This is a genomic window from Colwellia sp. NW0002-52-1 (assembly GCF_057550865.1).
On record NZ_BAAJLU010000025.1, the window covers coordinates 1 to 13679 of the forward strand.

Below are 13679 nucleotides of genomic sequence, written 5' to 3' on the forward strand. Positions count from 1 at the left end.
CAAATAATATTTTTACACTTAGTTTCAGTTGCTTACATTTTTTTACAAGCTAAATAAGAAATGTTAACCCAGTTGATTTATCGCTTTTTTATTACCGAACCGTCTAATGTACTTTTTATTTCAAAAAATAATGTATTTCTTTTCGCTAAGCTAAAGTAAAAAAAATAATGAAATTGTAAAGTAACTTGCAAGGTCAAATTCATCAGTAAGGCATAGTTTTAAAAGTTTGATTTGCGCTAATTATTGGACAATAAAATTTGAGCTAGACTAAAACATTACACAACACATTAAAGTGAATAGGAAAATAATATGGTAAAAGCAATATTGGAAAAGGGCTACGGGATATTAAACTCGACTAAAAAGTTAGATTTTATTGCTCCCCTGTTAATGCGTTTATATTTAGTGCCTATTTTTTGGATGGCGGGTACTCATAAAATAGAGGGTTTTGACAATATTGTGCAATGGTTTGGTAATGATGATTGGGGGCTAGGTTTACCCTTTCCGTTTATTCTGGCGATTTTAGCGATAGGTGCTGAAGTTATTGGTGCTATTGCGTTGTTGTTAGGTTTAGGCGTGCGTTTAATGGCTGTTCCTATGATGTTTACCATGATCATAGCGATGACATCTGTACACGGACAATATGGTTGGCAAGCTATTGCCGATGCTAACGCACCGTTTGCAAATGAACGCGTAGAGGCCACTGTTGAAAAGAAAGAGATGATTATTTCTATCTTACAAGAGCATGGCAATTACGAATGGCTTACTAGTAGCGGAAATATCACGATTTTAAATAACGGTATTGAGTTTGCTGCAACATATTTCATTATGCTATTGGCACTATTTTTTATCGGTGGTGGCCGCTATGTCAGCCTTGACTACTGGTTAAAACGAAAAGTACTGCCTAACGCATAAATAATTCTATAGATATTAATACAACATCCTAAACGGAGCATAAAATGAATACTAAAACTAAATTTCAAGGCGCAGCAGTTGCACTTGCTGTTGCAGGTTTAATGGGCGCTTCAGCAGTATCAGCTGAGCCAAATAACAAAACAGCAACCAAAGGCAATACTGCTGAAATGGCACATTGTTACGGCGTAAATAAATGTAACGGCCATAACGACTGTAAAACCGCTGAGAATGCCTGTAAAGGCCAAGCGGTATGTAAAGGACATGGCTTTGTTGCTATGGCTGAAAAAACCTGTGCTGATATTGGCGGCACTGTCAAAGATGATTGGCGAGGTAAAGTCAATACGGCTGAATTAACCCACTGTTACGATGTTAATGTTTGTAAAGGACATAACGACTGTAAAACTGCAGAAAATGCCTGTAAAGGTCAAGCAGCATGTAAAGGTCAGGGCTTTGTTGCGCTAGCTGCACAAGCATGTGAAGACGTTGGAGGCACGGTTGGCGAATAAGCTACCTGTAGGTGTTGAAATAGGAGAGCAAGCGCTCTCCTTATCAACTGTAGAAGTTCCTGAGCATTTTCTTGGCTTTGGTTTAGGGCTCAGAACCGAGCATTTTCAAGATGTATTAAACGAAAAGCCTGCTATAGATTGGTTTGAAGTTGTCTCAGAAAATTTTATGGTTGACGGTGGAAAACCAAAGCACTATTTACATAGCATTCGTGAGCTTTACCCTATGGTAATGCACGGGGTATCTTTGTCGATAGGCTCTACTGACCCGCTTAACTTTGACTATCTACGCAAACTCAAAGTATTAACTAATGAGTTACAACCAGAGTGGATATCTGACCATTTATGCTGGACTGGTGCTCATGAAAAAAATAGTCACGACTTATTACCACTTCCCTATAACGACGAAGCATTAAACCATGTTTGTCAACGTGTTGAGCAAGTGCAAGAGTTTCTCGGTCGCCCGATATTACTAGAAAATGTATCTAGTTACTTAACTTACAAAAATTCAGAAATGACAGAGTGGCATTTTTTCAATGAAGTTGCTCGGCGCTCTGGCTGTGAAATATTACTCGATATTAATAATGTTTATGTTAGCGCGCGAAATCATGATTTTAATCCGCAAGATTACCTCAATGGCATAGCTAAAAATAAAGTGAAGCAATTTCACCTTGCAGGTCATAGTGATTATGGCGAATATGTTATTGATACTCACGACCATCCTGTAGCAAGTTCAGTGTGGCAACTCTATCAACAAGCACTGAAACGTTTTGGCTGGATAAGTACCATGATCGAGCGTGACGATAATATTCCGCCATTATCAGAATTATTGGCAGAAGTAGAAACTGCGCGAAATATTGCTATAGAAACATTAGGCCCTTTAAAATAATGCCTCTTTATAATTTAGTTGTTAATTACATGCAAAGAGTAAATTAATGTGACTGACATTTCCCTGAAGCTGCTGCAACAGCAAATGATGAATTACTTAACTGACGACAAACCTGCAATTGCTCAACATGTTGTTGAGCATGGCGGCATAAGCAGAGACATTCGATTGCACATTTATAAAAATGCTTACCAAATGCGCTTAAAAGAAACCATTGAAAATGATCATCAAATATTGGGCATGTATTTGGGAGATAATTTATTCGATCAAATGGTCGATGGCTATATTAAGGCTTTTCCATCTAACAAAACTTCCTTACGATACTTTGCCGATGCATTACCTAAATACCTTGCTGATAATATTCCCTTTCAAGATTACCCATTGATCAGCGAATTAGCGCATTTCGAACGTTTATTGATGGTAGCATTTGATGCTAAAGATACCGAACGTTTTACCCGCGAGCAGCTATTAAACATTCCTCATAACGAATGGCCGAATTTAATATTTCGTTTTCATCCCAGTGTACAAATAGCTCATTTTAATTTTAATACCGTTGAAACTTGGCAAGCCTTGAAACAAGAGCAAGCACCAGAGCCTGCCATGCAAAAGGCTAACACTTGGTTACTCTGGCGTAATAAAGAACGTTTAACTCAATTTAGATCTATAACTGAGCAAGAGTACTGCTTGATTGACATGATGCTAAATGGTCATGACTTCGCAAGTCTGTGTGATGGACTTCTTTTGCAAAGCTCTAGTGAAGATGTAAGCCAATTAGCATTAAATTTTTTACTCACTTGGATAGATGAGGGTGTACTAGCTAGCCGCTAATTACTTTTTTATATGGCAATGCTTTATAAACCACACCAATTTAGTCCATTAGTTAATAAACTATCAGATATACCAATAACTAAGCTTCTTATTCTTGTGTAAGCAAACCTCGTAAGCTAGTTTTCGTTGCTACTTCTTTATCATCTTAAGTCAGTGATACTACGCATAAACTCCTCTTTCATATACCTTTAGTATTATTTAGTAAATTACGGTAATATTATGAAAACAGTAATTTATTACTACTATAAGGAGTGGCTGTCTGGTGAGTTATGGATAAAATTAGACTGTCAAAAGATGTAGTTTTAGATTGCTTGAATACCGCTTTAATTATTGACGATAATACTCAAAAAACAGTCTCGCTTGATAACCTAGAATTTCAAGTTTTAAAATACCTCGTTGAGCACAAAGAAATTGTTGTGACTAAAGAGGAACTACTTGCGCTTTGGCCATCGCGCGTTGTTATGGACCATTCCCTTGCTCGCGTAATGTCTATATTGCGTAAAAAACTAGGTGACTCGTCTAAAAATTCCACATTTATTAAAACGCTTAATCGTCAAGGTTATCTCTATATAGGGCTAAACTCTCCTGTTACTAACACGCAAATAGCAAGCGAAAAAATCAAACGTAGCATGTCGGTATTGCCGCTACTGATCATCACCAGCTTAATCATTATTCTCTCGACAATTTGGTACCTATCGTTAGACAGTTATCCCAATGAGCGATTTATTTATCAAACAGAAATTATTGTAGATCCTGACACCCAAAAACAAGAGTTAAGTATTAATCAAAGTGGTAGTCATTTGGCCTATTCGGCAAGAAATTTAGGTGAAGAATATTGGTTTTTACGCGTTAAAAATTTACGTACTAACAACGTTGTGGATCACAAAGTTGACGAAGTAAATACGACTTATCCAATTTGGCTTGACGATAATACATTGGTATATCAGCATCAATCAGCAAATGAATGCGCGATAAATAAACTGTCATTACTCTCTACAGGGCAGTTATCTCAAGCAATTAATATAGCAAAATGTAATATAAGTAGTGCAGGCCAATCCATGGCAGTACTCAACAAAACCACTGTTTTAGTTGCAGAGGTGTCGCCGATTAATGGCAGATCATTGCTTCACCAATTAGATGTTACTTCAGGCAATAAAAGCGTTATTGAACATAACCAAAATGATGACAGTGAAATTTACTTTATTCAAACTAGCCCTGATAGAAAATATTTAGTGACGTTGAGCACCGCTAATTGGTTTACTACAATAATCAAACTCTACGATATAGATGATTTAAAAAATGAAATTTGGCATAAAGAAATCAAAAGTATTCTTTATACGGTAGCACTAACGAATGAAAAAATAACATACATCAATGAATTTGGTGGTGTTAGCGTGAGTTATTTCAATAGAAATCAAGTAGAGTCATTGAGTGCTATTTTTACGGCCCAAGTTTATAGCCCGTTGTCACATGAAAATAATACTTTTCTATTAGAAGGTTTATACGCCTCAACTCATTTATCACTGGTTAATTTTCTTACTCATAAGGTAAAAGATATAAGCTACTTCAATGCTGCTAGTATTACTTTGCCTAAACAAGTTAATGATAATAAATATATATTTGTTTCAAACCAATCTGGCATAAACCAACTTTGGCTAGCCAGTATTGACCATGGCGAAGCAAAACAATTAACCGTTTTAGATCGTTCCTATAATATAAGCTCGTTTGACGTTGATGGCTTATTAAATCGTATTGCTATAACAACACAATTTGGTGTTTTAGTATTAAGTAAAGAGGATAATGGCCAATATAACGTACTAATATCTATCCCAAATGCTCAAGACCCAGTGATATATGAAGGTTTACTTTTTTATACGAAAATTCGGCCTGACGGCACGGATATTTATCAATATGATTTGTTAACACAAGTTGAAAAACTTTATATTAAAGACGGCTATAAACTGGTGAAAGATGCAGACAACTTTTATTACATTAAGTACTTTCAGTCTGGAATTTGGCGAGTAAATATGAATGAAAAAGATAACTTCTTTGAAACGCCGCTTGAAAGTTTAACATCTGAACAGTGGTATATAAAAAATGATGAACTCTATCTGCTAAACGAAAGCCAAATAATTAAATATAATTTGCAACAACAAGCCATTCAATCATTTGAAAATACTCAATGCAGTGAACCTGAGGTCTGGGGAGATAGCTCTTGTTTAAATATTCAAGACGTTCCAAGAGCAAATAGAATTATAAAAATATCTAAAAAACGTTTACTTAAAGAAAAGTAAAATCTTTTAAACCATCAACACCCCAAGTGCTGTAGCAGGCTTTACAGGAATAACTTGGAATACGCGAGCCTAAAGATATTACAGGGCGACGAATAGCAATAATTTGTTGGTTTAAAATGGCTTGTATTGATGGCGACTGTATTGTGATCACTTCCATGTCATTTACTGGCCATATACGCTGATTATCTTTGTTTTTTGTGACAGGGTTTTTCGCTATAGCTTTTAATAAAAACGGAAATGTATTTAGTGTTAGTTCTTCTTTCTCTTCTATTAAATCAATAACTTTTGGTAAGTCTGGATGTTGAGCTTGGTAAGATTTGGCTAAATATTTATCTGCTTTTTCTTGATTATATAGTCCAAAATCACTATTTAAATATACGATCCCAAGTAAAAAAGTAGAGTTGAGAAAACCTTTTTTAGCTGACTTTTCTAGATTGATAGCACCTTTTTCTAAGCTTTTGTGCTTTTCATTACTTAAATATATTAAACCGGTTTTATACAAGGCTCTTACATTGCCATGTCGAGCCGCTTTTTTGAGGTGTAGAAAACCCTTATCTTTATCAACATTTGTACCAAAACCATGATAATAAAACTCACCTAAGGTTGTTAGTGCACTAATATGACCTCGTTGAGCACCCGCTTTAAATTTATTAAAATAATCGACACACTCTGTGGTATTGCAGGCTGTAAGTTGCATAGCATTAGCCGCGCCACTCACCATAGAAAGTGTGATGGCTAAAAATAATAATTGAATTGCTCTACTCATTAACATTCACTTTTAAATAACTCACTATGATTGGGGGCTAGGATACATATCTGTATGCTTTTTTGCTATCTGAATACTCACAAGAGAACCGGATTGCTGATTATGTGTATACATACACGAAAAGTGAGTAAATCGCGTTAAAGTATTGTTATAGCACATATAATCTAATGCATTAAGCTCTAATGTATCAAATAACCATACCATTTAGTAAATATTGAATGCCAATATATTAAACGTGATTTAATAATAGAGTTTACTCCCAATGACATAAATATAATCTGCTAAAGATAAAATACTTAGCGGATTATATTTATATTTCTATATTATTACCTATTTACCAGTTATATCAATGACATTTAGCAATCCAGCTGAAAAACCACTTAGGTCTCTACCCAGTGATTGATCACATCCTATGATTTCTCCACATGATTTTCCTGGAAGTCTAGAGCCTGTACTAGTAACAGCTCTGCGATAAGCGACTAAATTTTCTGTTAAAAGCTGTGTTAAAGGGGGGGATGTAATCGTTACCACTTCAATTTCTTCTTCAGGCCATTCAATAACACCGTTATTCTTTACTATAAGTGGAGTTTTAGTTAGCTCTTGATACAGTAAAGGAAAATTTATGTTATCTAAGGAAACTTTTGCTTTAATGTTTTTAACAACGGTAGGAATTTGAGGATGTCGCTGTTGATATGATTTACTTAAGTATTTATCTGCTAAGGCTAAGTTTTGAGGGGCGAATTGATTGTTGTAATAAATGGTGCCGAGTAAAAGGTTGGCATTTTCATCATCTTTATTCGCTGCTTTCTCTAAATATTTAATCGCATCGTCAAGGTCATAATTTGTTTTACTGGTTAAATAAATTAAACCTAATTTATATTGGGCACTTGTATCTGCATACCTAGCTGCACGCTTAAGAAACTTAATGGCTTTATTTTCATTTGGCTCTGTTCCATAGCCGTTATAATAAAATTGTCCTAAAATAGCCATGGCACCAGCGTGCCCTCGTTTAGCTGCCTTTTTATACAGTTTGAAATAGCTTTTACATTCATCGAGCTGGCAATACTTCATCAAAGAACTTGATTGGTTTTTTGATATTTCAATATTAGCGTATGATGAGGTAGTAAAGCATATTAAAATAAATACGCTGCCAAATATTATACTTTTCATTTTATTAATTCCTTTGGAGAGTAGTTTGTAATTATTATTAATAGTGTTTTTTTAAATAGACAGATTGAACACTAAAAGGTAATGGTGCTCGGCATAGCTTTTGTTGAACACATTTTAACCTTTACAAAATTACTGGTTAGATTGAAATAATAAAAGTTAATATTTTCTTATATAACATTTAGTTCATTGTAATTAATGGCTTTATTTTTATTTTTAATCGGTAAGTTAATAGTCTGTTTTATAAGGAAATGGTATTAAATAATAAAAATATCGATGAGTTAAGTCTCTGTTTTATACGCTTTACACTTTATAAACAAAGTAACTATTGCTACTGACGAAAAATAAGACTACTTTCTTGTGCGACAACTTGTGTAACAAAGTAGTTAATAATGAAGGGGCAATTGATGCATAATAAGCTGAATAGAAGTAATGAAAATTATATTATGGAAATAAATTCATTCAAATGATCAAATCACTTGCTAAACGTATTCTAGTAATCGTGTTGTTTGCTGTGTTACCTGGTTGCTCAACCTTTCAGCTGACCGATCTTTTTCAGGGCTACAATAGCCAAATGAAACCCGCGAAAGCGGCAATGCTTCAAGGCGACTTCGTAAAAGCAATAAGCCAACTAAAAGAGCGCGACCAAAGTAATAATACCTATATATTAAGTTTACTCGAAAGAGGGCGATTAGAGTTTTTAGCGCATAATTGGTCTGCCAGCCAGCAAACATTTGCCCAAGCATATACTGAGATAGAAGCACAACGTAACAAAGCAAAAATTCAAGTCAGTAAAGGTATCGAGAAATTAGGCGCAGTGGTCAGTAATGACAATGCTACCTCATATGAAGTACCTTATTACGAACAGGGCATGTTACATAGTTACCAAGCGTTAAATTATTTATATCAGCATGATTTTTCTGGCGCGTTAGTTGAAATACGTCGTGCAAATTTAGTACAAGAAACGGCGCTTAATGTTTATAAAGAAGAAATATATAAAGCCCAAAATGAGCTAAATAATTCAGGTATGAGCACCGACAGCTTGCAAGGTGGCTACCCCAATATGAACAGAGCTATTGGTAAAGTAAAAAATGGCTTTCAAAATGCTTTTACTTTTTATCTTTCTGGGATTTTGTATGAGGCCAGTGGTGAATTAAATGATGCCTATATCGACTTTAAGCGCGCGATAGAAATTTATCCTGATAATCACTACTTGCAACAAGATGTTTTAAGGTTAGCCAGTAAACTGGGTATGCAAGACGATTTAATCGCTTTTCAACAACGTTTTGGCAAGTATCAAGAAAAAACATTACCAGGGCAAGGTAGCGTTGTTGTCATTGTTGAACGAGACATAGTGAACAGCAAACAAGATGTTGGTTTAAACTTGCCAGTAGGTCGAAGCAATAACGGCTTGAAGTTTTTTAGCTTTTCTTTACCAGTATATGAAGGTGCTTTAATACAGCACAATCAATTGACACTGCAGAATGCAGGGCAAACGTTTCAAAGTAATGAAATTGTACGTATTCAGTCACTCGCAGCGAAAGATTTAAAAGATCACTTGCCGTCACTGTTAACCCGACAAGTCGTGCGCGTAGTTGCCAAAGAGCAAGTGCGTCAAAAACTTAGTCGCGAAGCAGGTGATGTAGGTAACATTTTAGCGAGCATATATAATATTGCTTCGGAAAAAGCAGACACGCGTAGTTGGAGTACTTTGCCTGATCAAGTTGATATCATTCGTTTCGATACTGCTTCTGGTAAACAGGTATTGAACATACAGCTTGATGGACAACAAAAATCAATTGAGGTTGATGTTCAACCCAATAGAATTAGCTTAATTAGTATTTCAGCTATTGGTCGTCATATTGACTACCACAGCGTTAATTTATAATTTGTTTCAATGAGACATGATTTAGGAGGTAATATGTTTAACAGCAAGATTACTACAAGTACGAGTAAAAAAGTTACCAGCAGTTTAGCGATGATATTGCTCAGCACTATGGTTATATCAGGCTGTGCCAATAAAAAACTGCCAGTAACTGCAGGTACTGGTACTAGTGCAATGACACAAGGCGATGACTTTAGTAAGCATCTTGAAGTACATAATGCCGATTTAGCAAAGCGGTTATTTATCAGCGATGTAAAATCACGCAAATCAAATGACTTACTAGAAATAAACTTAACGTTAACTAGTCGTTATGAGAAGTCACAGAAATTACAATATCATTTCAACTGGTTTGACGAAGCAGGCTTTGTTATTGAAGCTGGAAAAACACCTTGGGTTCCAGTGGAATTACATGGTAAACAATCTACAACGTTACGAGGATTAGCCCCGAATACTAAGGTCAGCACTTTTAGTGTTTATGTTCGCGAAATCCCCGAAAAAGCATACGAATATTAATTGTTAAGGAATAGTATTATGAATAAATTAGCACTAGTAACCACTCTCGGCTTGACCCTTGTATTTGCAGCGGGTTGTGCTAATAAATCCGTTGTTCGCTATGGTGATGCTACCGCAGTAGAAACAACCGATATTAATTTTGGTTCAACAGATTTACAAAAAGTTGCGGCCCAAATGACCGATTCGTTATTGTTATCGCCGGTTGTTGGCACATTAACGCAAAATACACGTCCGGTAATGTTTGTAGAACGCTTAAAGAATAAAACCAGTGAGCATATCGATACTGAGTCAATTACTGACTCTATTTCGACAAAGCTTTTACGTTCAGGTAAGTTTCGCTTTGTTGATATGGGACGAGTAGAGGCAGCACGCGAGCAACTTAAATTTCAACACGATGGCGGTATGGTTGATCCAAGTAAAGCGACACAGTTTGGTCGTCAAATTGGCGCTCAATATATGTTATACGGTAACTTATCGAGCATTGTAAAAAGTAATCAAGATAAAACAGATGTTTACTATAAATTTACCTTACGTTTAATGGACCTTGAAAGTGGTTTAGTTGAATGGGCAGATGAGACCGAAATACGTAAAACGAAAGCGAAAGAGTCAGTAGGTTGGTAAATGGTATAATTTAAGTAGCTTTAGCGAAGCTACTTTTCAAATACAATTTTTCAAGTAAAAAGGTGAGCGAAATGAAAGCAATCTATATAACGATAATTTGTTGGTTGGCATTAATTCCAATGGCGAATGCTGATTATGAGCGCAATAAAGCAGTACCGGTTGAAAAAGTGCTATTTGGGCAAGTATTATCCGTGCGTAACATTACTGAGCGTGAATTAATACAGGACAAAAATTCTGGTTGGAAAACCTTTGGTGGAGCATTAATTGGTGGCGCTATTGGTAATCAATTTGGCAGCGGAAGTGGCCGAGGAGTTGCAACGATACTAGGTGCGATTATTGGTGGCTCTCTAGCTCATGAAAATAATCCTGAATATCATGAAAAGACCTTATTACTGGTTGAATTAATGATAAAAGTTGATAACGGAGATGAATATATGGTGATTCAAGACTTAGACCACCGTATGTTATTTCAGCGAGATGATGAGATAAGAATGGTTTATCTTGCCAACGGTACAGTACGTATTGATAAGCAAATGTAAGTATCTAGAGTGAAAATAATATGCTAAAAATAAAAAGCTTAGTCGAAATACTAAGCTTTTTTTATCATACTAATTTGATTTATCTCTTCTGATTTTTCATTTTCCCATTAAAAATTAACCGGTAAATAATTAACCCGCTATCACTACATTTTTGTTAAACCCTGTCAGTTGAGACACTAATATCTACACTGTCTTATTTTTGCTATTCAGCCGGCGTTGGAACATCACTTTTACTTACTTGTTGGTTATTAGTGATTTTTTCTGACCAAGCTTTTTCTTCAGCTTCAGGTTTAATGCCTTGCTGATTATTACCATTGGGTGATGCAAAAACCAACCGAGTTAACAAAGGAAAGTGATCAGAGTCAATAGACGGTAAACGCTTAATATCACGTAACGTAAAATGTGAGCTGTGAAATAAATGGTCTAACGGCCAACGCGCAATAGGGTAACCGACATGAAAAGTGTTAAAAGCACCACGACCAACGCGGGGATCTAACAAGCCACTAATTTTACGAAACAATCGCGTTGTTGCAGACCAAGCAACGTCGTTAAGGTCTCCGGTAACAATCACGGGTTGATTACTGTCAGCAACACTTTTAGCAACCATGACTAATTCTGCATCACGCTCTGATGATTCTGGATTTTCTGTTGGACTAGGTGGAGCAGGGTGAAGAAAATGAGCGCGCATTTTATCGCCAGTTCGAAGTGTTAAGCAAACATGTATCGAAGGCACGTCTTGCTCAACCAAGTAAGATATTTCTTGTTCATCTAATGGAAGTCGAGAATAAACATGCATGCCGTACAAGTTATCGAGTGGGCATTTAACGCTAAAAGGCATGTCAGTTTCTATTGCTTCGAGCTGATCTTGCCACCACTGATCGGATTCTAAGGTAACTAAAACATCTGGTTTGTAATGATTTACCAAGTTAATTAAAGCTTTAGCGTTACGGTTTGGGGTGAATACATTCGAGGTGAGTATGCTTAGTTGCTTTTCAGCAGCATAATCATTTGAAGATTTAACCTCTTTGCGCCACAACGGCGTAAATGGCAATATCCACCATAATTGCCACAGTAAACAAGCTGAAGTAGCAAGAATTAATGCCTGAGTACTTATTGCTGCTCTATCTAATAAAAGTAACTGTGCAATTACCAGCGCAGCGGCAAATAACATAAACTGTAAACGTGGAAAATCCATGCCCCTGATAATCCAATGTGGATGTCGTGATAATGGCAGCAAAGTAAAAATAAGAATAATAAATGTGCAAAGACTAAGTATGAGTAACATATATTTTTTGTATTAAATAGTTAGCTTTATACTATACCGATAACCCTGAATAATTTGTATACCGATAGCATTAAATAATGATGCTATTTTCTCAATTAAAGTATTTTATTGAAAACTGTAAAGTAATCGAATTTTTACTTTGATTGATACAAGTATATAAACTAAATATATTTACAGTTAGTTTATAGATAAAGATTTTTATAAAAATTTGTGTTGAAATAAAATCTTAAATGCCATTTACACCGTATAACCTTCATAAGTTAACTTATTGGTCATTTATTATGTTTTCAATATTTAAGTCAGATCCTTTAAAAAAATTAAATAAGCGCTACGAAGCCAAGTTAGCACTTGCAATGCATGCACAAAGAAACGGTAATATTAAAGGTTATTCAATGATCACCGCTGAAGCTGAAGAAATAGCTGCACAAATAAAGTTGCTAGAAGCTAAGAACAACTCTTGAATGTACTTTAACTAATCATCCGTCTCATTATTATTAAGATCTGTCTTAACTTGAAGCGGCTGATTAAAGGTTAGCGTTCGGTAAGGAAATGGTATTTCAATACCTGACTTATCTAAGGCTGATTTGACTGCTGCTATTACTTCGTCTCTTGATTCTCTAATGTTTATTGGCTTCGAACCTGTCCACCAAGTCACTTCAAAATTTATTGAAGAATCTGCGAATTCATTGGCGAATATTTGTACCGGTCGAGAATCAGTGATCACAGTTTTACAGTCTGTTACCGCTTGTTTAATGACTGACCTTGCTTCATCTACATTTTCACCGTAAGCAACGCCACAAATAATGGTGGTTCTTCTTTGGGCGATATCCGTTCTGATGGTTAATGGATTTTTAAAAAGCATACTATTTGGCAGTATCACCAATTCACCATCAGGTTGACGAATATGTGTTTCACGCACCAGTATAGATTCAACAGTTCCTTCATAGCCTTCACAGGCGATAAAATCATTTATGCGCATTTCCTTACGCAGCAAGATAATAATACCGGCTAAAAAGTTTTCAAAAATATCTTTAAAAGCAAAACCAATGGCAACCGATCCAATACCTAAACCCGCCAGCATTTTAGTTGGAGTTAAGTCAGGAAAAGCAATAATGGCCGCAATCATCAAACCAATAATCCAAATAGTAATAGAGGAGAAAAGTATTAATAGATTAATCAGGCTTTTACGAAGTTTGGTTTTTTGTAGTATACGCTTTGCAATGCTTCTGGCTAATTTGGCAAACGCGTACGTTATCAATACTATAACTAAAGCTATTAATAGTTGTGGCATTACTTCAATCGCACCTCGCGCTATTTCGCGAAGTTGAGTGACTAAAATATTAAGTGGTTCCATTTTACTTCCCTTTACCTATTAAAGGCTGACTGATTTATGAAGCGCTGAAAAGTATCTTTATAAAACTAATCAACTTCGCCTTCTAGATCAAGGGTTAGGTAATTTTAAAAAATTGAATGCATGACA

At 35.6% G+C, this 13679-nt stretch carries 14 protein-coding genes; 10 read left to right on the plus strand and 4 right to left on the minus strand.

Features of this window, described 5'->3' with window-relative positions:
- Positions 1-309 precede the first annotated feature (309 nt).
- The 5 genes from AC27H3_RS16765 to AC27H3_RS16785 all read left to right on the plus strand — a co-directional run bounded on the left by AC27H3_RS16765 (position 310) and on the right by AC27H3_RS16785 (position 5423).
- Positions 310-912, plus strand: a complete 603-nt coding sequence (locus AC27H3_RS16765) for an HvfX family Cu-binding RiPP maturation protein (protein ID WP_487107907.1) — start codon at positions 310-312, stop codon at positions 910-912.
- Between the two features lie 44 nt (positions 913-956).
- Positions 957-1418, plus strand: a complete 462-nt coding sequence (gene bufA2, locus AC27H3_RS16770) for a BufA2 family periplasmic bufferin-type metallophore (protein ID WP_487107908.1) — start codon at positions 957-959, stop codon at positions 1416-1418.
- Positions 1419-1437: 19 nt separating this feature from the next.
- Positions 1438-2304: an MNIO family bufferin maturase gene (bufB, locus tag AC27H3_RS16775; protein ID WP_487107927.1), complete on the plus strand. Its 867-nt coding sequence runs from the start codon at positions 1438-1440 to the stop codon at positions 2302-2304.
- Between the two features lie 48 nt (positions 2305-2352).
- Positions 2353-3129, plus strand: coding sequence for an HvfC/BufC family peptide modification chaperone (locus AC27H3_RS16780; RefSeq protein ID WP_487107909.1), 777 nt, complete (start codon positions 2353-2355; stop codon positions 3127-3129).
- Between the two features lie 269 nt (positions 3130-3398).
- The gene (locus tag AC27H3_RS16785; protein ID WP_487107910.1) at positions 3399-5423 is read left to right on the plus strand and encodes a winged helix-turn-helix domain-containing protein; all 2025 of its coding nucleotides are present in this window, start codon (positions 3399-3401) and stop codon (positions 5421-5423) included.
- On the opposite strand, the gene AC27H3_RS16790 is transcribed toward AC27H3_RS16785, so the two are convergent.
- Positions 5410-6189 (minus strand): tetratricopeptide repeat protein, encoded by a 780-nt coding sequence (locus AC27H3_RS16790; protein ID WP_487107911.1) that lies wholly within the window; start codon positions 6187-6189, stop codon positions 5410-5412. The two genes, AC27H3_RS16785 and AC27H3_RS16790, sit on opposite strands and share 14 nt — an antisense overlap.
- 330 nt (positions 6190-6519) lie before the next feature.
- On the minus strand, positions 6520-7359 hold the full coding sequence (locus AC27H3_RS16795; protein ID WP_487107912.1) for a tetratricopeptide repeat protein: 840 nt from the start codon (positions 7357-7359) through the stop codon (positions 6520-6522).
- A gap of 463 nt (positions 7360-7822) precedes the next feature.
- Between AC27H3_RS16795 and AC27H3_RS16800 the strand changes: the two genes are divergently transcribed.
- The 4 genes from AC27H3_RS16800 (at position 7823) to AC27H3_RS16815 (ending at position 10914) form a co-directional block, all read left to right on the plus strand.
- The gene (locus tag AC27H3_RS16800) at positions 7823-9244 is read left to right on the plus strand and encodes a COG3014 family protein (RefSeq protein WP_487107913.1); all 1422 of its coding nucleotides are present in this window, start codon (positions 7823-7825) and stop codon (positions 9242-9244) included.
- A 33-nt stretch (positions 9245-9277) separates the two neighbouring features.
- Positions 9278-9754: a YcfL family putative periplasmic lipoprotein gene (locus AC27H3_RS16805; protein ID WP_487107914.1), complete on the plus strand. Its 477-nt coding sequence runs from the start codon at positions 9278-9280 to the stop codon at positions 9752-9754.
- Between the two features lie 18 nt (positions 9755-9772).
- Positions 9773-10375, plus strand: a complete 603-nt coding sequence (lpoB, locus tag AC27H3_RS16810) for a penicillin-binding protein activator LpoB (protein WP_108456505.1) — start codon at positions 9773-9775, stop codon at positions 10373-10375.
- Positions 10376-10446: 71 nt separating this feature from the next.
- Positions 10447-10914: an outer membrane lipoprotein gene (locus tag AC27H3_RS16815; RefSeq protein ID WP_487107915.1), complete on the plus strand. Its 468-nt coding sequence runs from the start codon at positions 10447-10449 to the stop codon at positions 10912-10914.
- Between the two features lie 202 nt (positions 10915-11116).
- Here the strand turns inward: AC27H3_RS16815 and AC27H3_RS16820 are convergent, their stop codons facing one another.
- Entirely contained in the window at positions 11117-12109 is a 993-nt protein-coding gene (locus tag AC27H3_RS16820) for an endonuclease/exonuclease/phosphatase family protein (protein ID WP_487107916.1), read from the minus strand.
- Between the two features lie 371 nt (positions 12110-12480).
- On the opposite strand from AC27H3_RS16820, the gene AC27H3_RS16825 reads away from it, so the two are divergent.
- Entirely contained in the window at positions 12481-12660 is a 180-nt protein-coding gene (locus AC27H3_RS16825; protein WP_085302886.1) for a DUF6435 family protein, read from the plus strand.
- Positions 12661-12671: 11 nt separating this feature from the next.
- Here AC27H3_RS16825 and AC27H3_RS16830 read toward each other — a convergent pair whose 3' ends face one another.
- Positions 12672-13553 carry a mechanosensitive ion channel family protein gene (locus AC27H3_RS16830; RefSeq protein ID WP_085302663.1) on the minus strand — a complete coding sequence of 294 codons (882 nt, stop codon included), beginning with the start codon at positions 13551-13553 and terminating at the stop codon, positions 12672-12674.
- Between the last annotated feature and the right edge of the window lie 126 nt (positions 13554-13679).

What these genes read in the sequence shown, in the direction of transcription:
- AC27H3_RS16765 (WP_487107907.1), top strand. Translation starts at nt 310, where the DNA reads ATGGTAAAAGCAATATTGGAAAAGGGCTACGGGATATTAAACTCGACT.
- bufA2 (WP_487107908.1), top strand. Translation starts at nt 957, where the DNA reads ATGAATACTAAAACTAAATTTCAAGGCGCAGCAGTTGCACTTGCTGTT.
- AC27H3_RS16785 (WP_487107910.1), top strand. Translation starts at nt 3,399, where the DNA reads ATGGATAAAATTAGACTGTCAAAAGATGTAGTTTTAGATTGCTTGAAT.
- AC27H3_RS16790 (WP_487107911.1), bottom strand. Translation starts at nt 6,189, where the DNA reads ATGAGTAGAGCAATTCAATTATTATTTTTAGCCATCACACTTTCTATG.
- AC27H3_RS16795 (WP_487107912.1), bottom strand. Translation starts at nt 7,359, where the DNA reads ATGAAAAGTATAATATTTGGCAGCGTATTTATTTTAATATGCTTTACT.
- AC27H3_RS16800 (WP_487107913.1), top strand. Translation starts at nt 7,823, where the DNA reads ATGATCAAATCACTTGCTAAACGTATTCTAGTAATCGTGTTGTTTGCT.
- AC27H3_RS16805 (WP_487107914.1), top strand. Translation starts at nt 9,278, where the DNA reads ATGTTTAACAGCAAGATTACTACAAGTACGAGTAAAAAAGTTACCAGC.
- lpoB (WP_108456505.1), top strand. Translation starts at nt 9,773, where the DNA reads ATGAATAAATTAGCACTAGTAACCACTCTCGGCTTGACCCTTGTATTT.
- AC27H3_RS16815 (WP_487107915.1), top strand. Translation starts at nt 10,447, where the DNA reads ATGAAAGCAATCTATATAACGATAATTTGTTGGTTGGCATTAATTCCA.
- AC27H3_RS16820 (WP_487107916.1), bottom strand. Translation starts at nt 12,109, where the DNA reads ATGGATTTTCCACGTTTACAGTTTATGTTATTTGCCGCTGCGCTGGTA.
- AC27H3_RS16825 (WP_085302886.1), top strand. Translation starts at nt 12,481, where the DNA reads ATGTTTTCAATATTTAAGTCAGATCCTTTAAAAAAATTAAATAAGCGC.
- AC27H3_RS16830 (WP_085302663.1), bottom strand. Translation starts at nt 13,553, where the DNA reads ATGGAACCACTTAATATTTTAGTCACTCAACTTCGCGAAATAGCGCGA.